The following is a 24,609-nucleotide window of genomic DNA, read 5'->3' as shown; positions in this document are numbered from 1 at the left end:
GTTGAGTTTTATGTAGTGGAGATCGCGGCGCGCGAGATACGGTATTTACTCACGCCTGCCATGCGGAACAAACAGCGGCGATTTGCCGCACTATACTGAGCTTTGGGAAACCGGATTTGAGGCGATCTGGCTTGGAACTTGCCAAGCTTAACTATTGATCGCTCTTCCTGCGACATAATGTTGCACAAGACTGCGCCGCTCGCAAGCGGGCGGACGCAATTTCGTCATGATCTCGCTTGCAAGGCGCCGCCCGCTTCAGCCTTGCCCCGAAAAGAGCTTGACAAATGACTGGGAAGTCAGTCAAATACCAAAATGGTCGGCGCTCCTCCCCATAGGCGCAACAAGCGCGAAGCGGCTTCCGAGGCGCGTCGGCAGGCGATCCTCGATGCGGCGCTCGACGCCTTCGTCAGCCAGGGTTTCGCCGCCGCCCGGCTTGACGACATCGTCGCCGCCGCCGGCGTCGCCAAGGGCACGATCTACCTGTTCTTCCGCGACAAGCAGGATCTGTTCGAACAGGTGGTGCGCGGCGCCATCGGGCCTGTCTTCGCCGAAATGGCCGCGCTCGCGGAAAAGACCGACGCGCCGTTCGACGTCATGCTCGCCGCCTTGTTCGAAAAATTCCAGCGCGACATTCTCGCGACGCCGAAGCGCGAAATTCCCCGGCTTATTCTCGCCGAGGGGCGGCGCTTCCCCGAACTCGCCGCCTTCTACCATCGCGAGGTGATCACGCCGGGTCTCGACCTGCTGCGCCGCCTCGCGCGGCGCGCCCATCAGCGCGGCGAACTCGCCTCCGACGCGCTGGTGCGGCAGCCGCTGCTGGCCTTCGCGCCGATGCTGGTCAGCCTGCTGTGGACCTCCACCTTCGACCCCATCGAAAAACTCGATGTGCCCGGCCTGCTGGCGACACATCGCGAGATTCTGTCCGCCCCTCAAGCGCGAAAGCCGACGTCATGAACACGCGCGCGAAAATCCTTGTCGTCATCGCCGTCCTCGCCGTCGCTGGCGGCGGGTTTTGGTGGAGCGGGCGCCACAAGGGCGAGGGCCCGCTGGTTCTGCAAGGCAATGTCGAGGTCCGCCAGGTCAATCTCGGCTTCAAGGTCGCCGGGCGCATCGCCCAGCTCGACGTCGACGAGGGGGATAAGGTCGAAGCGGGCAAAAAGTTGGCCTCGCTGGACAAGGTCTATTTTACCGATGCGCTCGGCCAATTGCGGGCGCAGCGTGAGCAATTCGCCGCCAATCTGGCGAAAATGGTGGCCGGCAACCGGCCCGAGGAAATTTCGCAGGCCGAGGCCAATGTCGCGGATCGCGAGGCGTCGCTCGCCAACATGCAGCTAACGGTCGAGCGCGCGCAAAAACTCTTGAAAAACGCCGCCGGGACGCAAAAGGCCTATGACGACGCGACGCAGGCGGTGAAGCAGGCGCAGGCGCAGCTGGATTCCGCGCGCGCGGCGGAAAAGCTGATGAAGGCGGGATTCCGCCAGGAGGACATCGATCTCGCCCGCGCCCAGCTCGCCGATCGCGACGCGGCCATCGCCATCGCCGAGCGCCAGCTCGCCGACGCCGACCTGTTCGCGCCGGCGAACGGGGTCATCCTCAGCCGCGTGCGCGAACTCGGCGCCATCGTCAACGCCGGCGAGACCGTTTTTGTCGTCAGCCTGACGACCCCGGTCTGGGTGCGCTCCTATGTGTCCGAGCCCGACCTCGGCCGGATCAAGCCGGGCCAGGAGGTCGAACTGCGCACGGACACGCCGAGCATAAAACCGCTGAAGGGCCGGATCGGCTTTATCTCGACGACAGCCGAATTCACGCCAAAAACGGTGGAGACGCGCGAATTGCGCACCGCGCTGGTCTATCGCCTCCGCATCGTCGCCGACGATCCCGAGGGCGTGCTGCGACAAGGCATGCCGATGACGATCGCGGTCGCGGAACCGGCGCCGCAGGGATCGTCCCAATGACCACGCTGGTCGCGATCGACGGACTGGTCAAGAATTTTGACGCCAGCGGTCCCGCTGCGATCGACGGTCTGACGACGCAGATAAAATCGAACCAGGTGACCGGGCTGGTCGGCCCCGACGGCGCGGGAAAAACCACGCTGATCCGCCTGATGGCGGCGCTGCTGACGCCGAGCGACGGCGTCATCAAAACCTGCGGCTTCGACACCCGCGACACTCCCGAGCCGATCCGCGACGTGATCGGCTACATGCCGCAAAAATTCGGTCTCTACGAAGACCTCACCGTCATGGAGAACCTCACCCTCTACGCCGACCTGCGCGGCGTGGTGGATCCGCAACGCAAGGACACGTTCGAGCGCCTGCTCGCCTTCACCGATCTGGCCCGGTTCACCAACCGGCTCGCGGGCGCGCTGTCCGGGGGCATGAAGCAAAAACTCGGACTCGCCTGCGCCATGCTGCGCTCGCCAAAACTTTTGTTGCTCGATGAGCCCAGCGTCGGCGTCGATCCGATCTCGCGCCGCGAACTCTGGCGCATGGTTTATACCCTGATCGGCGAAGGGGTGGGTGTGGTCTGGAGCACGGCCTATCTCGACGAAGCCGAAAATTGCGCCGAGGTGATCGTGATGAACGCGGGCCGCGTGCTCTACCAGGGCGATCCCAAGGCGATGACCGCGACCATGGCCGGCCGCGTGTTTTACGCACGAGGCGCCGGCGCCGAGCGCCGCGAGGGCCTGGCGCGGGCGCTGCAAAATCCGGACATTGTCGACGGTGTGATGCAGGGCCAAACCATTCGCCTTGTGACGGCGCAAGGCGCGCCCCCGCCGACGCCTGAAATTCTGGGCGTCGCCGCTCCGGTCGAAATCGTCGCGACAGCGCCGCGTTTCGAGGACGCCTTCGTCGCCATGCTCGGCGGCGCCTCAAAACGCACGCTGTCGGCGCAGGCGCGCCGGCCCGTGGACGAGACCGACGCGCCCTCCGTGGAGGCCAGGGGTTTGACGCGCCGCTTCGGCGATTTTACGGCTGCGGATCACATCACGTTCCGCATCCATCGCGGCGAGATTTTTGGCCTGCTCGGCCCCAATGGCGCCGGCAAATCCACGACCTTCAAGATGATGTGCGGGCTGCTGCGGCCCAGCGAAGGCGCGGCGCTGGTGGACGGGCTTGATCTCGCCAAGGCGCCCTCGGCCGCGCGCGCGCGGCTTGGCTACATGGCGCAGAAATTTTCGCTCTACGGCGATCTCAGCGTGCGGCAAAACCTGGAATTTTTTGCTGGCGCCTATGGGCTTTCCGGCGCCAGGCGCCGCGACGCGGTCGCCCGCGTTGTCGACGCCTTCGACCTCACGCCGCATCTCAACGCCAATGCCGGCGGCCTTCCGCTTGGCTTTAAACAACGCCTCGCGCTGGCCGCCGCGATCATGCACGAACCGCCCGTGCTGTTCCTCGACGAACCGACCTCCGGCGTCGACCCGCTCACCCGGCGCGAATTCTGGGCGACCATCAACGCCATGGTCGGGCGCGGGGTGACGGTGATGGTGACCACCCATTTCATGGACGAGGCGGAATATTGCGACCGCGTCGCGCTGATCTATCGAGGCAAGGCCATCGCCACCGGCGCGCCAGAGGAATTGCAGGCGCGCGTGCGCTCGGAAAAAATGCCGAATCCGACGCTGGAGGACGCGTTCATCGCCCTGGTGGAAGAGAGCGACCGTCAGCGGGAGGCCGCCGCATGAGCGCCCCGAGCGGCCGCTGGCGGCGCATCCGCGCCCTGATCGTCAAGGAGACGCGGCAGGTGTCGCGCGACCCCTCCAGTTTTGTCGTCGCCTTCGTCCTGCCGGCCTTGCTGCTTTTCCTGTTCGGCTTCGGCATTTCCTTCGACGCGACGCGGCTGAAGGTCGGGCTGGTCATCGAAGACCCCACGCCCGCCTCGCGCGAATTTTTGATCGCGCTGTCGAACACCCCCTATTTCGACGTGCATGAATCCTCCGACCGCCGCGCCTTCATCGACGATCTCTCGGCCGGAAAGCTCAATGGCGTGATCGTCCTCGCCGGCGATTTTTCCGAAAAACTGGCGCGCGGCGACACCGCCGCGATCCAGGTCATTTCGGACGGCAGCGACCCCAACACCGCCGCGCTGGTGACCGGCTACATGCAAGGCGCCTGGGCGTCATGGCGGGAAAAACGCGGCCTCGGCGCCGAGGCGCCGCCCGGACAAATCGAGATCAAGGCGCGGTTCTGGTTCAACCCGGAGCTGCAAAGCCGCCGCTTTCTCGTGCCCGGCTCGATTTCGCTGATCCAGATGATGATCGGCTCCATGCTCACCGCGCTGGTCGTCTCGCGCGAATGGGAGCGCGGCACCATGGAGGCGCTGTTGGCGACCCCCGTCGGCGTCGTCGAATTCATCATTGGAAAACTCGTGCCGAATTTCGTGCTCGGCATGATCGCCATGGGGGTGTGCGTCGCAGCCTCGCTGTTCGTGTTCGACATTCCGTTGCGCGGCTCGTTTCTCGTGCTCACCGGTTTCACCGCGATTTTCCTGATGGTGGCGCTGAGCATCGGCCTGCTGATTTCGACCGTCGCGCGCACGCAGTTCATCGCCAGCCAGATCGCCATGCTGGTCGCCTTTTTGCCGGGCCTGTATTTCTCCGGCTTCCTGTTCGAGGTCGCGAGCATGCCGGCGCCGTTGCGCGTTTTTGCGCGCGTCGTCCCTGCCTATTATTACGTGCCGGGTCTGCAAACCATTTTTCTCGCCGGCGACATCTGGGCGGTGATCCTGCCCGAAAGCCTTGTGCTCATCGTCATGGCGATCGCCCTGTTCACCCTCACCGCGCGAAAAACGCGCCAGCGGCTGGATTGAACCCATGCTGTGGACCCGCCTCTCCGCACTGGTCGTGAAAGAGCTGCTTGCGGCGTTCCGCGACAAGAAGGCGCGCTTCGCGCTGATCATGCCGCCGCTGATCCAGGTTTTTTTGTTCGCCTTCGCCGCGACCATGGAAGTCACCAACGTGCCCGTCGGCGTGGTCAACCAGGATTGGGGCGCGCAATCCGAACAGCTCATCAGCCGGTTCGAACGCGCCTCCGCCTTTTCCGAAATCCGCCGCTACGACAGCCAGGCTGACGCGCGCGCCGCCATCGACCGCCAGGAGGTGATGGTCGTCGTCCAGATCGGCCAGGATTTTTCACGCAAGATTGCGGCGCGCGAGACGCCCGACGTTTCGGTCCTGCTCGACGGGCGAAAATCGAACAGCGCGCAGATCGTCAATTCCTATCTGAACACCATCATCAGCCAGTTCGGGACCGAAACCTTCGCTCCCGACAAATTGAACGCCGACAGCCGCATCGTCGAGCGCGCCTGGTACAATCCCAACCGCGACTATCGCAACGCCATGGTTCCCGTCCTGATCGCGACGCTGCCGATGACCATGGTGTTGATGATGGTGGGCATGTCCGTCGCGCGCGAACGCGAGCTTGGCACGTTCGAGCAATTGCTGGTGTCGCCATTGCAGCCGCTGGAAATCGTCGTCGGCAAGGCCGCGCCCGGCCTGCTTGTGGGCCTCGGCCAATGCGTCATCATCAGCGGCATCGTCATCCTGCTGTTCGGCATCCCGCTGCTGGGCTCGGCGGCGATGCTGTTCCTGTCGCTCACCGTGTTTTTGGTCGCGGTGATCGGCATCGCCTTGTTCATCTCGTCGCTGGTCTCGACGCAGCAGCAGGCGATGATGGGCATCATGCTGGTGATGATGCCGGCGATGATGCTCTCGGGGTTTTCGTCGCCGGTGCAGAACATGCCGGACTGGCTCCAACCCCTCGCGCTGACCAATCCGCTCACCCACATGCTCGTCATTGTGCGCGGCCTGTTCCTGCGCGACATGCCGTTCTGGCTCGTCGCGCAGCGCATCTGGCCCATGGCGGTCGTCGGCATGGTCACCATGGGGCTGGCGGCCTGGATGTTCCAGCGCAAGGTGCAGTAGCGATCACTCCGGCTTGATGCTGTCGATCACATAGCCGCCGGCGCCGCGCGACAGCGTGAACACGACTTTTTGGCCGCTCTTGAGCGCGGAAAAGTCGACGCCGGGCGCGACGTTGAAATCCATGGTCATGCCGGGCCATTTGAGCGCCGCGACGGGGCCGTGGGTCATGTTGAGCTTTTTGCCGGCGGCGTCGATGCTGTTGATCGTCCCCTGCCCCGTCGGTTTTTCCGCCTGCGCGACGACGATGTTTTCGGTGGCGAGCGCAGGCGTGGCAGCGAGCGGAACGGCGGCGACCAGCGCGGCGGCAAGTGCGATTTTTTTCATAGTGCTTCTCCTATTCGGCGGCGATGGGACCGCTGTGCTGAGACGGGACGGTTTTTTCGGCCGCCGCGTTGTTTTCACGCGGCAAACCAAAACCCTTGACGAGATCGTAGATCGCCGGAATGACGACGAGCGTCAGCAGCGTGGACGACACCATGCCGCCGATCATCGGCACCGCGATGCGCTGCATGACTTCCGAGCCCGCGCCCGTGCTCCACAGGATGGGCAAGAGGCCGGCCATGATCGCCGCCACCGTCATCATCTTCGGGCGCACGCGCTCGACGGCGCCGAGCATGATGGCGCGATGCAGGTCTTCGCGGGTGAACAGGCGCCCCTCTTTTTCGCGCGCGATCATCAGCTCGCGCCGCGCGTGGTCGAGGTAGATCAGCATGACCACGCCGGTTTCCGCCGCGACGCCGGCGAGCGCGATGAAGCCGACCGCGACCGCCACCGACATGTTGAAGTTGAGATACGCCATCAGCCAGACGCCGCCCACCAGCGCGAACGGCAGCGAGGCCATCACGATCAGGGTTTCGACAAAACTGCGGAAGTTGAGATAGAGCAGCAGCAGGATCAGCAGCAGCGTGACGGGGATCACGAGTTTCAACTTCGCCGCCGCGCGCTCCATATATTCGTACTGCCCGCTCCACGTGACATAGGCGCCGGGAGGGAATGTTATCGATTTCGCCACCGCCGCCTTGGCCTCCGCGACGTAAGAGCCGATGTCGCGGTCGCGCACGTCAACGAAAACATAGGCCGCGAGTTGGCCGTTTTCGGTGCGGATCGAGGTGGGGCCGCGCGCCAATTGCACCTTGGCCACGTCGCCGAGCGGCGTGGTTCCGCCATTCGGCAAGGGGATCAAAACCTCGTCGGCGATGGCCTGCGGCGACGACCTGTAATCTCGGGGATAGCGGATGTTCACGCCGTAGCGTTCGCGCCCCTCGACCGTCGTGGTCACCGTCTCGCCGCCAAGCGCGGCGGCGATCACGTCCTGCACGTCGCCGATCATCAGGCCGTAGCGCGCGAGCGCGGAACGGTCGGGAATCACTTCGAGATAATAGCCGCCGATGATGCGCTCGGCATAGGCGCTCGACGTTCCCGGCACGGTTTTGAGCACGCTTTCGACCCGCCGCGCCAGTCCCTCGATCTCGGTGAGATCGCGGCCGAAAATTTTGACGCCGACCGGGGTGCGGATGCCGGTCGAGAGCATGTCGAGCCGGCCTTTGATCGGCATGGTCCAGGCGTTGGAAACGCCGGGGAATTGCAGCGCCGCGTCCATCTCCGCGATCAGTTTGTCGATGGTGAGGCCCGGCCGCCATTGCGCCTTGGGTGTAAGCTGGATCACCGTCTCGAACATTTCTGTCGGCGCCGGATCGGTGGCGCTGTTGACGCGCCCCGCCTTGCCATAGGCGCTCTCGACCTCGGCAAAACTCTTGATGATGCGGTCCTGCGTTTGCAGCAGTTCCGCCGCCTTGGTCACCGACAGGCCCGGCAGCGTCGTCGGCATGTAAAGCAGCGTGCCTTCGTTCAGCGTCGGCATGAATTCGCTGCCGATTTTTTGCGCGGGAATCACGGTTGCGGCGAGGATGGCCACGGCCAGCAGGATCGTGGCGAGGCGTGCGCGTAAGACCACGCGGATGACCGGTCGATAGATCCAGATCAGGAATCGGTTGATCGGATTTTTTGACTCCGCGACGATTTTTCCCCGCACGAACACCACCATCAGCGCCGGAACCAGGGTGACGGACAGGAACGCCGCCGCCGCCATGGCAAAGGTTTTGGTGTAGGCGAGCGGGCTGAACAGCCGCCCCTCCTGCGCCTCCAGCGAAAAGATCGGCAGGAACGAAACGGTGATCACCAGCAGGCTGAAAAACAGGGCCGGTCCGACCTCGGTCGCCGCCTCTATGACGATTTCGAGGCGCGGTTTTTCGGGCGGGGCGCGCTCCAGATGCTTGTGGGCGTTCTCGATCATGACGATGGCGGCGTCCACCATGGCGCCGATGGCGATGGCGATGCCGCCTAAGCTCATGATGTTGGAGCTGAGGCCCAAAATTTTCATCGCGGCGAAGGCCATGAGCACGCCGACCGGCAGCATGACGATGGCGGCCAGCGCGCTGCGCACATGCAGCAGAAAGACGATGCAGACCAGCGCGACGATCAGGCTTTCCTCGGCAAGGGTGTGTTTCAGCGTCTCGATGGCGGCGTGGATAAGTTGCGAGCGGTCGTAAACCGGCAGGATTTCGACGCCTTTGGGGAGGCTCGGCGCCAGTTGCGCCAGCGTCGCCTTGACGTTTTCGATCACGCTGAGGGCGTTGGCGCCGTAACGCTGCAGGGCGATGCCGCTGGCGACCTCGCCCTCGCCGTTCAACTCGGTGATGCCGCGCCGCTCGTCGGGGCCGATCTCGACCCGCGCCACATCCTTGAGCAGCAGCGGCGTGCCGCCGTCCGCCTTCAGCACGATCTGTTCGAGGTCCGCAACGCCGCGCAAATAGCCGCGCGCACGAACAATGAATTCGAATTCCGAAAGCTCGACGCTGCGACCGCCGACATCAGTGTTGCTGGCGCGGATGGCGTCGCGCAGTTTTTGCAGCGGAATGTTCAGCGCCTTGAGCCGGCTCGGATCGACCACGACATTGTATTGCTTGACAAAACCGCCGACGCTGGCGATCTCCGCCACGCCTTCCGCCTTGGCGAGGCCGTAGCGCAGCGTCCAGTCCTGCAAGGAGCGCAGTTCCGCGAGCGTCATCTCCTTTGCGACGACGGCGTACTGAAAAACCCAGCCGACGCCGGTGGCGTCTGGCCCCAGCGTCGGCGTTACGCCTGCCGGGAGTTTTTTGCCGGCCGCGCCCAAAAATTCGAGCACGCGCGAGCGCGCCCAGTAGAGGTCGGTTCCGTCCTCAAAAATGATGTAGACGAAGGACACGCCGAAGAAGGAGAAGCCGCGCACCACTTTTGACTTGGGCACGGTGAGCATGGCGCTGGCGAGCGGATAGGTGACCTGATCCTCGACCACCTGCGGCGCCTGTCCCGGGACTTCGGTATAGACGATCACCTGCGCGTCGGAGAGGTCGGGCAGCGCGTCGAGCGGCAGAGTCTTCACCGCATGAATCCCGGCGGCGACCAGAAACGCCGTGGCGATGAAGACCAGCACGAGATTGCGCGCCGACCAGGCGATGAGGCGGCCGATCATTTCGAATCTCCGAAATTTTTCAGCGCCGCCTTCAGATTGCTTTCGGCGTCGATCAAAAAGTTCGCCGAGGTCACCAGCCTGTCGCCCTCGGCCACCCCCTCGCGGATTTCGACAAAGCCCTCGCCGCGCCGGCCCAGCTTGACCTCGCGCGGTTCGAAACGCCCCTCGCCCAGATCGATCAGGACAAGCTGCTTCGCGCCGGAGTCGATCACCGCGCTTTCGGGCGCCGCGATGACGTTGCCGTCGTCGCCAGAAAAAATTTCGGCGTCGACATACATGTCGGGGCGCAGAGCAAGTTCGGGGTTTTGCAGTTCTACGCGCACGCGCGCGGTGCGGGTGTCCTTGTTGATTTGCGGATAGACGAGGCCGACGACGCCGTTGAAAACCCGATCCGGCATCCCGCGCGCCTGGACCACAACCTTTTGCCCCGGCTTGATGCGCGAAAAATCGCGTTCGGCGACATCGACCAGCGCCCAGACTTTTTGCAGGTCGACGATCTTGAAAAGCTGCTGGCCCGGCTCGGCCTTCATGCCCTCAAACGCGTTGCGCTCGAAGACGATGCCGTCGCGCGGCGCCCGCCAGTCCAGGCTCAGCGGGATTTTGCGCGCGCGGTCGATCTCCGTGATGAACTCGGCGGGCACGTCGAGCACGTCGAGCCGGCGTCGCGCGCCTTCAAAGCCGGGATTTGCAAAATATTGCGCGGCGGCCGAGGCGATTTCCGGCGAATAGAAGCGGAACAGCGCCTGGCCCTTTTTCACCCGCTCGCCCGTCGTCACCTCGGCGACCTGTTCAATGAAGGCGGTGGCGCGGGTGGACACCAGGGTGATGCGGCGCTCGTCCAGCTGAATCGTCCCGGGAACGCGGATTTTTGTCGCCAGCGTGCGGCTGGTCGCCGGCTCTGTGCGCACGCCTGTGCGTTGCAGTTTCCCGGGCGCAATTCTGATCGCGGACTCATCGTCCTCGCCCTCGTAAACAGGGATGTAGTCCATGCCCATGCCGTCCTTCTTGGGAACCGGGGAGGTGTCAGCGAGGCCCATGGGATTGCGGTAGTAGAGGATGCGCTTTTGCGCGGCCTCCTCGGCGGCGGCCATGCCCGCGCAGGCGAGGACAGCCGCGAGCGCGAGCGCGCCCGTCAGGCGATAAAATGGCATTTTGGACTCCCGGCCGGCTGACCGGCCTCAAACATGAAGACGCGCCGCTCGCGCCCGGTCGGGGCGCGGCGTTGGACGGCTTCAGGCGATGGGAGGTCGCAGATCGGGAGAGGGCGAGCGGCTTGGGGGGCCCGCGTCATCCAGAACGGCCGCTCTGGCTTCGGCGAAAACGGCCGGCGCCGCAAGGGAGGCGGTCGGCGGCGGAGCCGGCGGCAGGACCGCGCAGGCGCCGAACACGCAGCAATCCGGCAGGGCGCGATGATGGTCGCCACCGCCCGCGGCGTGATCGTCCATGGTCATGGACGCCGTTTCGGGACAGCACTGGTGGGCGTTTTTGGCGACAGCTCCGCCCGCTCCCGCGGCCAGCAGACCGACGAGAGCCAGAACAGAGACGATGAGACGCAGCCAATTCGCCATTGCCGCATCATAGCGCCTGGCGCGGCCGTTGTCATGAAGGCCGGCGGGGTGTCGTCAAAGGACCGCCTCCGCGGTTTCCGGAGGTTGACCTACCGTCATCTTGGCCTAGCCTCGCTTCCCGAGCGAATCAAACCGAGGGCGCATCGCCATGGAAATTTTGTCCGATCATGAGGCGCAGCGTGGTTTGACCCGGAGCGAAATCTTCGAGCTTTATTGCCGATTGCTGGCGCTGGAGGAGCGGCTGCGCGAAATCGACGCCATGGCGGCGGTTCGTCAGCCGTTCGCTGAGACCGAAGAGGCGATGGCGGAGGCGCTCACCCTTCAAGCCGTCGGCTCAGCTCCCGCGCAAGTGTCAGCTCTCGGGTGAAAGGACCGCCCTCCGCCGTCATCGCCTTGGCGCGAAAAAACCCCTCGGTCCCGAAACGGGCGCGAATCGATTCGTCGACCCAGGCCCGTTGCTGGATCGCGCGGCGCGCCTTGAGCGCGCCTGTGCGTTCGGCCCAGGCGCGGTGGTCGGCGAGCGCCTTGTGCAGCTCCACCATGCCGCCGGCGCCGTGGGTCGCGGAGGCGAGGATCACCGGCACGCGCCAGTCGTCGTCGCGCTCGAACAGGGTGAGCGCGCCTTCGACCTCGTTGCGGGCGCGCTGGGCGACGTCGCCCATGTCGGCTTTTGTCACCACGACAATGTCGGGCAGCTCCATCACCCCCGCCTTCATGAATTGCAGGCTGTCGCCGGAGCCGGGCTGAACGCAGAGAATCACCGTATCGACCGCAAAGGAAATATCGGCCTCGGACTGGCCGATGCCGACGCTTTCGATCAGCACGCGGTCATAGAAAGCGCGAAAAAGGACGCTGGCGGCCACGGTCTGGTCGGAGAGGCCGCCGAGCCGGTCGCGGGCCGCCATGGAGCGGACAAAAACCCCCTGGTCCTCGGGGTCGGTGGCCATGCGGGCGCGGTCGCCGAGCAGCGCGCCGCCCGTGCGCCGCGAGGAGGGATCGACGGCGATCACCCCCACCGTCTCTTTGCGCGCGCGCCAGTCGCGCAGCAGGGCGTTGGTGAGCGTGGATTTGCCGACGCCGGGGGGGCCGGTGAGGCCGGAGGTGTGGGCGCGGGTTTGGGCGAGAGCGGCGTCGAGGAGGGTGGCGAGTTCGGCCGTGCCCTCGTGGGTTTCGACCAGGGCGAGGGCGCGGGACAGGCCGCGCTTGCCGCCGGCTGCGATGGTTTGGAGATCGGGAAAGGGCGGCACGACGGAACCTCTGCGCAAAATGTTCCGCTTCGGTAATGGCAAAAGCGCGCGTTGAAAAGCGCCCTATTCGCCGAGCGCGTGCAGCACGACTTCGCGGTGGTGCGCGGCGCGGCGGTGCTCGAAAAGATAGATCCCCTGCCACGTCCCCAGCGCCAGTTCGCCATCGGCGAAGGGGATGGCGAGCGTGGTCTGGGTCAGCGCGGCGCGGATGTGGCCCGGCATGTCGTCGGGGCCTTCGGTGTCGTGGACATAAAGCCCCCTGCCCTCCGGCGCGATCCGGCTGAAGAAGGTTTTGAGGTCGTCCACCACCGAGGGGTCGGCGTTTTCCTGGATCAGCAGCGACGCCGAGGTGTGCCGGCAGAAAATGGTGAGTTGGCCGAGGCGCAGGTGCGCGCCGCGCAGAAACGCGCGGGCTTCGGGCGTGAATTCATAGAGGCCCGGGCCCTTGGTTTTGAGCGTCAGGACTTTTTGGCTTTGGCGCATAAATATTCCCCGCAGCTTCGCTGGCCTCGGTGAACGCAGTCACGCTGGACAGACGTAACAGCTAATGCGGCGCCGTGCCAGCAAGGGTCAGCCTCGGCCATTTCATACGATTTCCGAACGATCAGTTCGGAAATCGTATTCCGTTCGCGCGGAAATCCGCCCTTCGCTTGGAGGATTTTCGCGCGATTTCGTTTTCGCGGATCGCGAAGCGATCTTGCGGAAACCGTATCATTCACGAGGCGGGGGGCCGGCGAACGGGATTTGAGGTTTTTTTTTGGCGCCCTCCGCACCCCCGGGCGACCCGTCGATTTTGCAAAAATTCTACGCAGGGTTGAATTCGACTCGCGAAAAGTGATCACAAACCGTGTGTTTTTCTGCATTTTCGCGCAAAAACCGCGCAAAACACGTCGGTTTTTGCGCGTGCAACTCCGGGGTTGTTGGGACGGCGATGCGGCGGCCGGGCGGCGGTCGCTCGAACAAATGCCTCTTAAATCAAAAGGTTACGCAAAAACGTTTCACGTGGAACATAACAGGAACAACTTTTGGACGTTTGTCAAGGGTGGGGGATTCGTTTTCACTTTTCACAAAATGGCGGGTTTGGCGCCCGTGGACCGCCCTCGTGGTTCGAGACGGCCGCCTCGCGGCGGCCTCCTCACCATGAGGGCTACTGGAGTGGGGGCCTTTTGGGGCTCACGCGGATCATGCGTCGTGAAGTCGTCGCTTCGCCTCGCGGGCTGGTGTGGATGCCCGGGACAAGCCCGGGCATGACGTTGGGAGCGTTGCGTCAGGCCGTGGTGGCGCCGCCGTTGTGCAGCGCCGCTTGCGCGGCGGCGAGGCGGGCGATCGGCACGCGGAACGGCGAACACGAGACATAGTCGAGCCCGGTGCGTTCACAGAAATCGATCGACGCGGGATCGCCGCCGTGCTCGCCGCAAATGCCCAGCTTGATGCCGGGGCGCGTCTTGCGGCCGCGCTCCGCCGCCAGCGCCACCAGTTCGCCCACGCCCTCCTGGTCGAGCGTGACGAAGGGGTCGTGCGCCAGAATCCCCTTCTGGACGTAGGGGCCGAGGAAGGAGCCGGCGTCGTCGCGCGAAATGCCGAGCGTCGTCTGCGTGAGATCGTTGGTGCCGAAGGAGAAGAATTCCGCCGTCTCCGCGATGTCGCCCGCGCGCAGCGCCGCGCGCGGCAGTTCGATCATGGTGCCGACATGGTAGGGCAGCGTCACGCCCTTGGCCTTGAACACGGATTCCGCCACCGCGTCGATCCGCGCCTTGACCATGTCGAATTCGCGCTTCGACAGCACCAGCGGCACCATGATCTCGGGGGTGACGGCGACGCCGGTCTTTTGCTGCGCTTCGATCGCGCCCTCGAAGATGGCCTTCGCCTGCATTTCCGCGATCTCGGGATAGGCGACGGCGAGGCGCACGCCACGGAAGCCCAGCATGGGGTTGAACTCGTGCAACTCGTCGGCGCGGCGCTTGAGTTTTTCCGCGCTGATTCCAGTGGCTTCCGCGACCTCCGCCACTTCCTCCGGCTTGTGCGGCAGGAATTCGTGCAGCGGCGGATCGAGCAGGCGGATGGTGACCGGCAGGCCCTGCATGATCTCGAACAAAGCGGCGAAATCGCCGCGCTGCATCGGCTCCAGCTTGGCGAGCGCGGCGCGGCGGCCGGTCTCCTCCTCGGCGAGAATCATCTCGCGCACCGCGATGATGCGCGATTCCTCGAAGAACATGTGCTCGGTGCGGCACAGGCCGATGCCCTCGGCGCCGAATTGCCGGGCGATGCGGGCGTCGGCGGGGGTGTCGGCGTTGGTGCGCACCTTCAGCCGCCGCGCGCCGTCGGCCCAGGTCATGAGGATGGCGAATTCGCCGGACAGTTCCGGCTGCAGCATCGGCACTTCGCCGGCGATCACCTGTCCGTTGGCGCCATCGATGGTGATGATGTCGCCCTTCTTGAACGTCTGGCCGGAGGCGGTGAAGGTCTGGGTGGCGTAATCGACGCGGATCGAGCCGGCGCCGGAGACGCAGGGCTTGCCCATGCCGCGCGCCACCACGGCGGCGTGCGAGGTCATGCCGCCGCGCGTGGTGAGGATGCCCTCGGCGGCGTGCATGCCGTGGATGTCCTCCGGCGAGGTTTCGACGCGCACCAGGATGACGCGGCGCCCCCCGGCCTTGAGCGCCTCGGCCTCGTCGGAATCGAACACGACTTCGCCGCAGGCGGCGCCGGGCGAGGCCGGCAGGCCCGTCGCGACGATTTTCCGCGGCGCCTTCGGGTCGAGGGTGGGGTGCAGCAGCTGGTCGAGCGAGTTCGGCTCGATGCGGCCGATCGCCTCTTCGCGGGTGATCAGGCCTTCATTCGCCATTTCCACCGCGACGCGCAACGCGGCCTTGGCGGTGCGCTTGCCGTTGCGGGTTTGCAGCATCCAGAATTTGCCGCGCTCGACGGTGAATTCCATGTCCTGCATGTCGCGATAATGCTTTTCCAGCAATTGCGTGGCGCGGACGAATTCGTCGTAAACGACCGGCATCGCCGATTCCAGCGACGGCTTGTCGGAGCCGGCGCCGATGCGCGCGGCTTCCGTGATGTTCTGCGGGGTGCGGATGCCCGCAACCACGTCCTCGCCCTGGGCGTTGATCAGGAACTCGCCGTAGAGCGCGTTTTCGCCGGTCGAGGGGTTGCGGGTGAAGGCGACGCCGGTGGCGGAGGTGTCGCCCATATTGCCGAACACCATGGCCTGGACGTTGACCGCCGTGCCCCAGCTTGCGGGAATGTCATGGAGGCGGCGATAGGTGATCGCGCGCTGGTTCATCCAGGAGGAGAACACCGCGCCGATCGCGCCCCAGAGCTGTTCGCGGGCGTCCTGCGGGAAATCCTTGCCGGTCTCGCGCTTGACCACGTCCTTGTAGCCGTCGACGACCTGCGTCCAGTCGTTGGCGTTGAGGTCGGTGTCCTGGCTGTAGCCCTTGCGGTCCTTGTAGAGCTCCAGGATTTCCTCGAAATTGTGGTGGTCGATGTCCATGACCACGTTGGAATACATCTGGATGAAGCGGCGGTAGCTGTCCCAGGCGAAGCGCGGGTCGCCCGACGACGCCGACATCGCCTCGACCGAGACGTCGTTGAGGCCGAGGTTCAACACCGTGTCCATCATGCCCGGCATCGAGGCGCGCGCGCCGGAGCGCACGGAGACCAGCAGCGGATTGGCGGCGTCGGCGAACACGTGGCCGGTGAGCGCGCCGACCTGGGCGAGCGCCGCCTCGACCTGCGCCTTCAGATCGTCGGGATAGGTATGGCCGTTGGCGTAATAATAGGTGCAGACTTCCGTGGAAATGGTGAAGCCGGGCGGCACGGGCAGGCCGAGATTGGCCATTTCGGCCAGATTGGCGCCCTTTCCGCCGAGCAAATTCTTCATTGCGCTGGCGCCCTCGGCCTTGCCGTCGCCAAACGAGTAAACCCATTTCGCCATTTTTGTTTTCCTTTAGCGTACGACAAAAGTTTGACGCCACGCGAAGCTGAATGGTCCGCGGGCTGGTTCTCCGCCTCCCTGACGGGAACCAACAGGATGAATACCGCCCGGCGCAGGCGCGTCAAGGTGTTCCTAATCAAAAGGGCTAAAGCGTGACTGGACCGCACGCATCACAAACTTGCATGGGATTCATTGCCCCAGCGGCCGGTTGCGTGTAAAGCAGCCTTTCGCCCTGGCTCCCCGAGCCCGTGAGATATTGAGTGCTGTGACTGATTTGACGAAATACTCCCTGCTCGACAGGGTGAAAATCCCCGCCGATCTGCGCCGCCTTCCGGAGAGCGACCTCAGGGCCTTGGCCGACGAAGTCCGGCGCGCGACGATCGACACGGTGTCGGTCACCGGCGGGCACCTTGGCTCCAGCCTCGGCGTGGTCGAACTCACCGTGGCGCTGCACTACGTCTTCAACACGCCGGACGACCGCCTGATTTGGGACGTGGGACACCAGGCCTACCCGCACAAGCTCCTCACCGGGCGCCGCGACCGCATCAAAACCCTGCGCCAGGGCGGCGGCCTCTCCGGCTTCACCAAGCGCACCGAGAGCGAATACGATCCCTTTGGCGCCGGACACTCCTCCACGTCGATCTCGGTTGGCGTCGGCATGGCGGTGGCCCGCGATCTGCTGAAACGCGACAATCATGTGATCGCCGTCATCGGCGACGGCTCGCTGTCCGCCGGCATGGCCTATGAGGCGATGAACAACGCCGGCGCCATGCAGTCACGGCTGACGGTCATTCTCAATGACAACGACATGTCGATCGCGCCGCCGACCGGCGCCATGTCGTCCTATCTCGCCCGCCTGTCGTCCGACAAAAATTTCCTGAAACTGCGCGATGTGGGCAAGCATCTCTCCGCCCATCTGCCGAAGAGCGTCGATCGCGCCCTCACCCGCGCCGTCGAGCACGCCCGCACCTATGTCACCGGCGGCACCTTGTTCGAGGAGCTCGGCTTTTACTACGTCGGCCCGATCGACGGCCATAACCTCGACCACCTGCTGCCCGTCCTGAAAAACGTGCGCGACGCCGATCCGGGCGGCCCCGTGCTGCTGCACGTGGTCACGCAGAAGGGCAAGGGCTATCCGCCCGCCGAAGCCGCCAAGGACAAGTACCACGGCGTCAACAAGTTCGACGTGGTCACCGGCGCGCAGATCAAGCCCAAGGCCAACGCCCCGTCTTTCACAAAAGTGTTTGGCCAGTCGCTGGCCAAGGAGGGGGAAAAGGACCCGAAGATCGTCGCCATCACCGCGGCCATGCCGACCGGCACCGGCGTCGACCTGTTCGAGCACGTTTTTCCGGATCGCACCTTTGACGTGGGCATCGCCGAGCAGCACGCGGTCACTTTCGCCGCCGGCCTCGCGGCGGAAGGTTTGAAGCCGTTTTGCGCGATCTATTCCAGCTTCCTGCAGCGCGCCTACGACCAGGTGATGCACGACGTGTCGCTGCAAAAGCTGCCGGTGCGCTTCGCCATCGACCGCGCCGGTCTGGTCGGCGCCGACGGCGCCACCCATGCGGGCTCGTTCGACGTGGCCTTTTTGGGCTGCCTGCCGAACATGGTGATCATGGCCGCCGCCGATGAGGCGGAGCTGGTGCACATGGTCGCGACCTGCGTCGCCTATGACAATGGCCCGATCGCGCTGCGCTATCCGCGCGGCGACGGATTTGGCGTCGAGATGCCGCAAGAGGGCGTTCCGCTCGAAATCGGCAAGGGCCGCATCGTCCGCCAGGGCGAGAAGGTCGCCATCCTGACCCTGGGTCCGCGTCTCTACGAGGCGCTGAACGCCGCCGATCAACTGGCCGCGCAGGGGATTTCGGTGACGGTCGCCGACGCCCGCTTCGCCAAGCCGCTGGACGTTGAACTGTTGCGCCAGCTCGCTTCGTCGCACGAGGCGCTGATCACGGTGGAGGAAGGCTCCATCGGCGGCTTCGGCTCTTACGTGATGCAGCAGCTCGCCGAGGACGGCTTCCTCGACCGTGGGCTGAAGGCCCGCGCCATGGTCCTGCCCGACGTCTATCTCGACCACGACAGCCCGGAAAAACTTTACGCCAAGTCCGGGTTGGATGCGGCGGGCATCGTCGCCAAGGTTTTGAACGTGCTGGGGAAGACGCCGGTCGAGGCGGCGACGGTCTGAGGCTTTGCCCTTCTCCCCTTGCGGGAGACGGATGATACGATTGCGAAAATCCGCCCTTCGCCTGGAGGATTTCCTCGCGATTTCGTTTTCGCGGATCGCGAAGCGAACTTGCGGAAACCGTATGGGGCGACGCACCCCGCAGTTCGGCTGGGTCTTGAAGAGACGAACCCCTCATCCGGCCCCTTCGGGGCCACCTTCTCCCGCAAGGGGAGAAGGCGCGCGCGGTCACTCCCCAAAATCCCCCTCGCCGCGGCGCCAGACATTGGCCAGCGCCTTGAAGCGCATTTTCCAATTCGCCCGTTCATTGCCAAGCAAATCGAGGAAGTTGGCGAGCCGACGCGACTTCATCACCGTGTAGAAGGTGAGGAACGTGATCGGAATGAACACCGCCAAGAAAATCAGGAAGCGATCCCACGCCGGCAGTTCGGCATAGCCAAAAATGTTCATTCCCAAAAAACCGGTGGTGACCGTGCCGATCAGGCTGAGCATGGTGACGACGGTGAGTTGCAGAATGGTCACGGCCTGCCGGCGCAACAGGTCGGCTTCCATAAACCCCTCGCCGTCGTTGACCTCGTCGCGCAACTCCTGAAACAGCGCGGCCGTGCCGAGTTGCGTCGACCACAGCCGAAAAATGTCGCGCAGCACCGCCTGGTCCGAGACTTCGGAGAAATAATAGCGGTGGGTGAAGCGCAGGAAGCCGGCCGAGAGGTTGCGGATGTCGCGGCGGAACCGCGCGACCGTGCGGCCGTCGCCAGGATCGAGCCTGCGGATGACCTCGACAAGGCGGTTCGACATCATCAACACCGCCGCGCGATGAAAATGCGCGATCATGCCGAGCATGAAGAACTGGTGGCGGAACTGGCCGAGATAGCCGCGCTCGGGGTCGGCATAGGCGGGATCGCCGGCGCGGCCGACCATGACCAGGGCCTGCGCCGTGCACATGATCCGCATGTTGAGCCAGTCGGGTTCGCTGCGCTCGGGGTCGAAGTAGCGGTCGTAGCAATGGTTCTTCTCGAAATCTTCGAGAAAGGCGCCGGAGAGCGGCAGGGCGGCGCGCGGGCCGGGCGCGGCGGAATAGGCGAGGCGCACGAATTCCGCGCGGGTGAGGCGCAGGGGATCGTCCACCGCGAGGAACGCCATCAGCGGCATGCGATGGAACTCCAGGGGACGGTAGCGCACCGGCGCCTTCACCCCGGCGCGGTTGAGCCGCATCGGACGCAGCAAATAGTCCCAGTGGGCGCCGATCTCCACCACCTGTTCGCTGACGACCGCCGAATAGAACCGCTCCTTGTCGCCAAGATCGGACTGGGCGAGAGGCTGCCCCTGGGCGTCGAGCCATTCGACGCTGTCGAAACAATTGGCGGGATCGCCGCGCTCGTCCCAACCCGAAGGATAAGCGCGCCCGAACCGGTTCATCGTGTCCAGGGCGACATCGAGGTCGATGTCGTCGGCCCAGATTTCGATCACGGGGATGATCACATCGGCGTCGAAAAAGAAGTAGACGTCGGCGTGCTTGACGCGAAAGGTGCGGCTTTCCGTCTCGTCCGGGGCGCGCACCCGCACGGCGGAAATGTTTTTTCGCCGATAGATCCGCAGCGGCGACTCGCCATAGCTCGCCGCGCCGCCGCAGCGCTCGCCATAGAGAAAACGCTGGACGTGGGGCAGGAAGGCGACGAATTCGCGGTAATGGCGCTCGCGGTAGCGCGCGACGTCGGAGGGAAAATCGTCCTCCAGCAGCATCCAGTCGGAATGATCCTCCAAGGCGTGCCAATGTTGCGCGCGCGGCGCGGACAGCGGCATGAGCTGCAACGGCCAGAACAGAATCTGGCGAAACGTCCGAACCGCGATCTTGTCCGATGTGTCGTCCATGCGCCCCGCCGCTTCTCTCGCGCGTCCCGATGTGATAGGCGCAGGACTCCTCGCGCTCGACAAGCCCCGCTTTCGCCCGATCCCCAAGGACAATTTCTCATGACCCAGCGCGCCGATCTGGCTCTGGTCGCCCGGGGCTTTTTCCCGAGCCGCGCCAAGGCGCGCGAGGCGATCGAGGCCGGGCTGGTGCGGCTCGACGGGGTTTTGGTTCGAAAGCCGTCCGAGCCGGTGGAGGACGCCGCGCGGATCGAGGCGGAAGCGCCGTATCCGTGGGTATCGCGCGGCGGCGTAAAACTGGCGGCGGCGCTGGAGGCCTTCGCCATTGACCCCGCGGGAAAACGGGCGCTGGATGTCGGCGCCTCGACAGGCGGGTTCGCCGATGTGCTGCTGTCGCGCGGCGCCGCGCATGTGACCTGCGTCGATGTCGGCTCCGGCCAGTTGCACGCGCGGATCGCCGCCGACCCGCGCGTGACCGCGCTTGAAAAGTTTGACGCGCGCAAGCTGACCCCCGCCGACCTGCCGGGCGCGCCGGAATTATTGGTCTGCGACGTCAGTTTCATATCGCTCACCCTGGTCCTGCCGCCGGTTTTCGCCTTGGCCGCGCCGGGCGCCGAGGCCGCGATCCTGATCAAACCGCAGTTCGAGGCCGGGCCGGAGCACGTCAAAAAGGGTTTTGTCCGCGACGCCTGTGTGCGCGACGCCGTCTGCGAAAAAACAAAGGCGCTGGTCACCGAATTGGGGTGGCGCGTGCTGGGCGTCGTCCCCTCGCCGATCTGCGGCGGCGACGGCAATGTGGAATTCTTGCTAGGAGCGCGCCGCGCGTGATCGACCTCAACGCCCATCTTTTCATCGACAAATTGACTTCGCGTGGCGAAGGCATGGCGAAAGGCCCCGTCTTCGTTCCCTTCGCCCTGCCCGGCGAAGAGGTTTTGGCCGAAGTCGACGGCGAGCGCGGCCGGCTGATCGAGGTTTTGAAACCCTCGCCGGACCGGGTGGCCGCGCCCTGCCCGCATTTTTCCGCCTGCGGCGGCTGCGCCGTTCAGACGCTGGCCCCCGACGCCTATGCCGAATGGAAACGGGGCCTTGTGGTGGACGCCTTACGCCACGCGGGCGTGAGCGCGGAGGTCGCGCCGCTGCGCGCGGCCTGGGGCGCCGGTCGGCGCCGCGCCACGTTCCATGCGCGGTTCGATTTTCGCGGACGCGCCCGCGTCGGCTTCATGGAGGCGCGCAGCCACACGATTTTTGAACTCGACGCCTGCCCGATTCTCGCGCCCGAAATGGCCGGCGCCGTGGCCGCCGCGCGCGAGATCGCGGAAAAACTGGCGCAGAACGAAAAACCGCTGGATCTCGTCGTCACCGGCGCGCGAACCGGGCTCGACGTGGACGTGCGCGGCTGCGGCAAGCTCGATTTCCATACGGAACAGGCTCTGGTCGCGGTCGCCCAAAAACTCGACCTCGCGCGCATTTCCAATCACGGCATCGTCCTGATCGAGCGCCGCGCGCCTGAAATTTTGTCCGGACGCGCGGTGGTCACGCCGCCGCCGGGCAGCTTTTTGCAGGCGACGGCGGCGGGGGAGGAGATTTTGACCTCCGTGGTCGTCGAGGCGCTCGCGGGCGCGAAAAAATGCGCCGACCTGTTTTCCGGCTCGGGCGCCTTCGCCCTGCGTCTGGCGGAAAAGGCGGACGTTTTCTGCGTCGAGAACGACGCCGCCGCGCTGAACGCGTGTTTGCGCGCCGCGCGCAACACGCAGGGTTTGCGCGGCGTGAAGGGCGAGGCGCGCGACCTTTTTGTTCGCCCCCTGCTTCCGGCGGAGCTGGAAAAATTCGACGCGGTCGTGTTCGACCCGCCGCGCGCCGGCGCCGAGGCGCAAGCGCGCGAACTGGCGCGCAGCACCGTGCCGAAAATTGCGGCGGCATCCTGCAACGCGCAAACATTTGCGCGCGATGCAAAAACTTTGGTCGCGGGCGGCTATGTGCTGGAAAGCGTCATTCCTGTTGACCAATTCCTCTATTCGCCGCATGTGGAGCTGATCGGGATTTTCGCCAGCGATGCGCGCGCCAAAAGGAAGAAGCGCCGCCTGCTTGGCTGACGTTTGAGGATGAAATGGCTGAGCAAATCGCCAAGGCGCTCGCGGGCATTGTCGGCGACAAATACGTTTTGGTCGGCGCCGATATGGCCGGCTATATGAGCGAGCCGCGCGATCTCTGGCATGGCAAGGCGGCCTGCGTCGTCCGCCCCGGCTCCGCCCAGGAAGTGGCTGCGGTGCTGGGCTACGCCGACGCCCACGGCCTGAAAGTGGTGCCGCAGGGCGGCAATACCGGCCTCGTCGGCGGACAGATCACCGATCAATCCGGCACGCAAATTTTGTTGTCGCTGAACCGGCTCGACAAGATTCGCGAGATCGACCCCGCCTCCAACACCATGATCGTCGAAGCCGGCGTGACCTTGCAAAAGGTCCAGGAAGCCGCCGAGAGCGTGGACCGGCTGTTTCCGCTGTCGCTGGCGGCCGAGGGCTCTTGCACCATCGGCGGCAATTTGGCGTCCAACGCGGGCGGCACCGCCGTGCTGGCCTATGGCAATGCGCGGGACCTCGTCACCGGGCTGGAAGTGGCTCTGGCCGACGGCAAGCTGCTGAACAATCTTTCGAAATTGCGCAAGGACAACACCGGCTACGATTTGAAGCACGTGTTCATGGGCTCCGAAGGCACGCTCGGGGTGATCACGGCGGCAGTTGTAAAACTTTATCCGCGCCCGCGCGCGGTGGAGACGGCGCTGGTCGGCTTGGACAGCCCGGAAAAATGCCTTGAGCTGCTGATGCTGGCCCAGGAAATGGGCGGACCGGACCTGAAAACGTTTGAGTTCATGTCGCGGTTCGGCGTCGAGATCGTGGTCCAGCACACGGACGGCGCGCGCGAGCCGCTGGAGGGCGAGCACAACTGGTATGTGCTTCTCGAATTGGCCTCGCAGTCCGAAGCCGGCCTCAACGACAAGCTGATGGCGCTGCTCGAAGCCGCGTTCGAAAAAGAAATCATCGAGGACGCGGTCGTCGCCGCCTCGCTCGACCAGCGGACAGCGTTTTGGACGCTGCGCGAAAATCTGTCGGAGAAGCAGAAGCACGAGGGCGGGTCGATCAAGCACGACGTGTGCTTGCCGGTGGCGCTGGTTCCGGCCTTTCTGGCCGAGGCCGGGCCGATTGTCGAAAAGACAATTCCGGGCGCGCGTCCCGTGCCGTTCGGGCACATGGGCGACGGCAACGTGCATTACAACGTCACGCAACCCGTCGGCGCCGACAAGGCGGGTTTTTTGGCGCGCTGGGAGGAGCTGAACGAGGCGGTGCATGCGGTTGTGACGCGCATGAACGGCTCGATTTCCGCCGAACACGGCGTGGGCGTGCTGAAGCGCGACCTGCTGCCGGGCGTCAAAGACCCGGTGGCGCTGGAGGTGATGCGCCGCTTCAAGGCCGCGCTGGACCCGAAGGGGACGCTGAACCCGGGGAAGGTGCTTTAGATCGTCGGATTGGCTTCCCGCTCTGACGCGGTCCCGGGCGCGCTGCGAAGGCGCGCCCGGGAGTCTCGCTGCTAGCGAAGCGCGACGCGATAGGCCCTTTCGACATGCCGGGCGAAGGGGTTGCCGGCGTTGTGGCAGATCATCATCTGGCGGGCGTTGGCGGCGCCCATTCTGATACAGGCGGCCATATGGGCGACGCCCGCCGCGATGCCGCCGGCGCAGGTGCGGGCGGCGGAAGGAGAGATGCCGAAACGGTGGGGATCGCCGACCTGAAAGACGCCGTGATGTCGGGTGTTGCCGCGCGGATTGCACTGCATGCGGGATTCGATCTGGGCGATTTTTAACGCCGTTGGAACCCATTGCGCGCCGATCTCGGACGAGACCTTGGCGGAGATCATGGAACGGATGGCGTATTCGGAAGCCATCGTGGCGGTCGGCGTCGCGACGAGCGCGACGAGGATCGTCAAAACCTTCAAACTTCTACTCCTGTGCTCGCCACTTGCGCGTGGCTCGTACCTCTTGGGATGGTCTGGGTTGAGGTCAGGGGTTTGTGCTCTGGACATGAGTCCAGTGCGGCTCAGCGCAAGGCTCGACAAGCCCGGCAGCGGTTAAGTCGCGTAAGATCAAGGCGTTGGCGTGGCCATTTTGTTGCCCTCCCGCGAATTCTGCGATCGGGGGGTGTAAGGCGCGCCTCGCCCAATGACGGGCCTGTCCCCTCTCCCCGCGTGCGGGGTGTGGGTTAGGGTGAGGGGGACTGGGGCGCTGGCTTCAGCGTCTGATACGGTTTCCGGCTGAATGACTCGGTCGGATTCCCTGGTGCGCACAATAAGGCTAAGCTTTGTGGTCATGAATCGC

Annotated in this window: 19 protein-coding genes; 10 read left to right on the top strand and 9 right to left on the bottom strand. The window is 64.9% G+C overall.

Annotated elements, in window-relative coordinates; translation table 11 throughout:
- The first annotated feature begins 312 nt into the window (after window positions 1–312).
- From GJ654_RS14900 to GJ654_RS14880, 5 genes are read left to right on the top strand one after another with little or no spacing between them, the layout of a single operon-like run.
- Window positions 313–954 (top strand): TetR/AcrR family transcriptional regulator, encoded by a 642-nt coding sequence (locus GJ654_RS14900; RefSeq protein ID WP_155446971.1) that lies wholly within the window; start codon window positions 313–315, stop codon window positions 952–954.
- Window positions 951–1,955, top strand: coding sequence for a secretion protein HlyD (gene hlyD / locus GJ654_RS14895; RefSeq protein WP_155446970.1), 1,005 nt, complete (start codon window positions 951–953; stop codon window positions 1,953–1,955). The genes GJ654_RS14900 and hlyD overlap by 4 nt, the downstream gene beginning before the upstream one ends.
- Complete coding sequence (locus tag GJ654_RS14890) at window positions 1,952–3,682, top strand: ATP-binding cassette domain-containing protein (protein WP_155446969.1); 1,731 nt, start codon at window positions 1,952–1,954, stop codon at window positions 3,680–3,682. Before hlyD ends, GJ654_RS14890 begins: the two co-directional genes overlap by 4 nt.
- A complete protein-coding gene (locus GJ654_RS14885) occupies window positions 3,679–4,806 on the top strand; it encodes an ABC transporter permease (RefSeq protein ID WP_155446968.1) in 1,128 nt (375 codons plus the stop codon). The genes GJ654_RS14890 and GJ654_RS14885 overlap by 4 nt, the downstream gene beginning before the upstream one ends.
- Before the next feature lie 4 nt (window positions 4,807–4,810).
- The gene (locus GJ654_RS14880) at window positions 4,811–5,920 is read left to right on the top strand and encodes an ABC transporter permease (protein WP_155446967.1); all 1,110 of its coding nucleotides are present in this window, start codon (window positions 4,811–4,813) and stop codon (window positions 5,918–5,920) included.
- A gap of 3 nt (window positions 5,921–5,923) precedes the next feature.
- On the opposite strand, the gene GJ654_RS14875 is transcribed toward GJ654_RS14880, so the two are convergent.
- From GJ654_RS14875 to GJ654_RS14860, 4 genes are all read right to left on the bottom strand, one after another.
- Window positions 5,924–6,244 (bottom strand): copper-binding protein, encoded by a 321-nt coding sequence (locus tag GJ654_RS14875; RefSeq protein ID WP_155446966.1) that lies wholly within the window; start codon window positions 6,242–6,244, stop codon window positions 5,924–5,926.
- Window positions 6,245–6,254: 10 nt separating this feature from the next.
- Window positions 6,255–9,431, bottom strand: coding sequence for an efflux RND transporter permease subunit (locus GJ654_RS14870; RefSeq protein ID WP_155446965.1), 3,177 nt, complete (start codon window positions 9,429–9,431; stop codon window positions 6,255–6,257).
- Window positions 9,428–10,582, bottom strand: coding sequence for an efflux RND transporter periplasmic adaptor subunit (locus tag GJ654_RS14865; protein WP_155446964.1), 1,155 nt, complete (start codon window positions 10,580–10,582; stop codon window positions 9,428–9,430). Before GJ654_RS14865 ends, GJ654_RS14870 begins: the two co-directional genes overlap by 4 nt.
- Window positions 10,583–10,663: 81 nt before the next feature.
- Window positions 10,664–10,999, bottom strand: coding sequence for a DUF2946 family protein (locus GJ654_RS14860; RefSeq protein ID WP_155446963.1), 336 nt, complete (start codon window positions 10,997–10,999; stop codon window positions 10,664–10,666).
- Between the two features lie 148 nt (window positions 11,000–11,147).
- On the opposite strand from GJ654_RS14860, the gene GJ654_RS14855 reads away from it, so the two are divergent.
- A complete protein-coding gene (locus GJ654_RS14855) occupies window positions 11,148–11,366 on the top strand; it encodes a hypothetical protein (protein ID WP_155446962.1) in 219 nt (72 codons plus the stop codon).
- Here GJ654_RS14855 and GJ654_RS14850 read toward each other — a convergent pair.
- From GJ654_RS14850 to ppdK, 3 genes are all read right to left on the bottom strand, one after another.
- Complete coding sequence (locus tag GJ654_RS14850) at window positions 11,314–12,246, bottom strand: ArgK/MeaB family GTPase (protein WP_264586187.1); 933 nt, start codon at window positions 12,244–12,246, stop codon at window positions 11,314–11,316. The genes GJ654_RS14855 and GJ654_RS14850 overlap by 53 nt on opposite strands.
- Before the next feature lie 63 nt (window positions 12,247–12,309).
- Entirely contained in the window at window positions 12,310–12,729 is a 420-nt protein-coding gene (locus tag GJ654_RS14845) for a secondary thiamine-phosphate synthase enzyme YjbQ (RefSeq protein WP_155446960.1), read from the bottom strand.
- A gap of 784 nt (window positions 12,730–13,513) precedes the next feature.
- Complete coding sequence (gene ppdK, locus GJ654_RS14840; protein WP_155446959.1) at window positions 13,514–16,192, bottom strand: pyruvate, phosphate dikinase; 2,679 nt, start codon at window positions 16,190–16,192, stop codon at window positions 13,514–13,516.
- 265 nt (window positions 16,193–16,457) lie between these two features.
- Here ppdK and dxs point away from each other — a divergent pair, with 265 nt between their 5' ends.
- The gene (gene dxs, locus GJ654_RS14835) at window positions 16,458–18,377 is read left to right on the top strand and encodes a 1-deoxy-D-xylulose-5-phosphate synthase (protein ID WP_264586186.1); all 1,920 of its coding nucleotides are present in this window, start codon (window positions 16,458–16,460) and stop codon (window positions 18,375–18,377) included.
- Between the two features lie 225 nt (window positions 18,378–18,602).
- Here the strand turns inward: dxs and GJ654_RS14830 are convergent, their stop codons facing one another.
- Window positions 18,603–20,246: a hypothetical protein gene (locus tag GJ654_RS14830; RefSeq protein WP_155446957.1), complete on the bottom strand. Its 1,644-nt coding sequence runs from the start codon at window positions 20,244–20,246 to the stop codon at window positions 18,603–18,605.
- A 99-nt stretch (window positions 20,247–20,345) separates the two neighbouring features.
- Here GJ654_RS14830 and GJ654_RS14825 point away from each other — a divergent pair, with 99 nt between their 5' ends.
- The 3 genes from GJ654_RS14825 to GJ654_RS14815 are packed head-to-tail and all read left to right on the top strand — an operon-like array spanning window position 20,346 to window position 23,754.
- A complete protein-coding gene (locus GJ654_RS14825; RefSeq protein ID WP_155446956.1) occupies window positions 20,346–21,071 on the top strand; it encodes a TlyA family RNA methyltransferase in 726 nt (241 codons plus the stop codon).
- Window positions 21,068–22,336 carry a class I SAM-dependent RNA methyltransferase gene (locus tag GJ654_RS14820; RefSeq protein WP_264586185.1) on the top strand — a complete coding sequence of 423 codons (1,269 nt, stop codon included), beginning with the start codon at window positions 21,068–21,070 and terminating at the stop codon, window positions 22,334–22,336. Before GJ654_RS14825 ends, GJ654_RS14820 begins: the two co-directional genes overlap by 4 nt.
- A 14-nt stretch (window positions 22,337–22,350) precedes the next feature.
- Complete coding sequence (locus GJ654_RS14815) at window positions 22,351–23,754, top strand: FAD-binding oxidoreductase (protein ID WP_155446955.1); 1,404 nt, start codon at window positions 22,351–22,353, stop codon at window positions 23,752–23,754.
- Between the two features lie 71 nt (window positions 23,755–23,825).
- On the opposite strand, the gene GJ654_RS14810 is transcribed toward GJ654_RS14815, so the two are convergent.
- Window positions 23,826–24,230, bottom strand: coding sequence for a hypothetical protein (locus GJ654_RS14810; RefSeq protein ID WP_155446954.1), 405 nt, complete (start codon window positions 24,228–24,230; stop codon window positions 23,826–23,828).
- Window positions 24,231–24,609: the final 379 nt, after the last annotated feature.

The organism is Rhodoblastus acidophilus, assembly GCF_009720655.1.
Taxonomy (GTDB): Bacteria; Pseudomonadota; Alphaproteobacteria; order Rhizobiales; family Beijerinckiaceae; genus Rhodoblastus; species Rhodoblastus acidophilus_A.
The sequence above is the reverse complement of the archived record's forward strand: the minus strand, read 5'-3'. Positions and strand labels throughout refer to the sequence as shown.

Bases quoted from the DNA above. Each gene is read 5' to 3' on its own strand.
- GJ654_RS14900 (WP_155446971.1), top strand. From the start codon at position 313: ATGGTCGGCGCTCCTCCCCATAGGCGCAACAAGCGCGAAGCGGCTTCC.
- hlyD (WP_155446970.1), top strand. From the start codon at position 951: ATGAACACGCGCGCGAAAATCCTTGTCGTCATCGCCGTCCTCGCCGTC.
- GJ654_RS14890 (WP_155446969.1), top strand. From the start codon at position 1,952: ATGACCACGCTGGTCGCGATCGACGGACTGGTCAAGAATTTTGACGCC.
- GJ654_RS14885 (WP_155446968.1), top strand. From the start codon at position 3,679: ATGAGCGCCCCGAGCGGCCGCTGGCGGCGCATCCGCGCCCTGATCGTC.
- GJ654_RS14880 (WP_155446967.1), top strand. From the start codon at position 4,811: ATGCTGTGGACCCGCCTCTCCGCACTGGTCGTGAAAGAGCTGCTTGCG.
- GJ654_RS14875 (WP_155446966.1), bottom strand. From the start codon at position 6,244: ATGAAAAAAATCGCACTTGCCGCCGCGCTGGTCGCCGCCGTTCCGCTC.
- GJ654_RS14870 (WP_155446965.1), bottom strand. From the start codon at position 9,431: ATGATCGGCCGCCTCATCGCCTGGTCGGCGCGCAATCTCGTGCTGGTC.
- GJ654_RS14865 (WP_155446964.1), bottom strand. From the start codon at position 10,582: ATGCCATTTTATCGCCTGACGGGCGCGCTCGCGCTCGCGGCTGTCCTC.
- GJ654_RS14860 (WP_155446963.1), bottom strand. From the start codon at position 10,999: ATGGCGAATTGGCTGCGTCTCATCGTCTCTGTTCTGGCTCTCGTCGGT.
- GJ654_RS14855 (WP_155446962.1), top strand. From the start codon at position 11,148: ATGGAAATTTTGTCCGATCATGAGGCGCAGCGTGGTTTGACCCGGAGC.
- GJ654_RS14845 (WP_155446960.1), bottom strand. From the start codon at position 12,729: ATGCGCCAAAGCCAAAAAGTCCTGACGCTCAAAACCAAGGGCCCGGGC.
- ppdK (WP_155446959.1), bottom strand. From the start codon at position 16,192: ATGGCGAAATGGGTTTACTCGTTTGGCGACGGCAAGGCCGAGGGCGCC.
- GJ654_RS14830 (WP_155446957.1), bottom strand. From the start codon at position 20,246: ATGGACGACACATCGGACAAGATCGCGGTTCGGACGTTTCGCCAGATT.
- GJ654_RS14825 (WP_155446956.1), top strand. From the start codon at position 20,346: ATGACCCAGCGCGCCGATCTGGCTCTGGTCGCCCGGGGCTTTTTCCCG.
- GJ654_RS14815 (WP_155446955.1), top strand. From the start codon at position 22,351: ATGGCTGAGCAAATCGCCAAGGCGCTCGCGGGCATTGTCGGCGACAAA.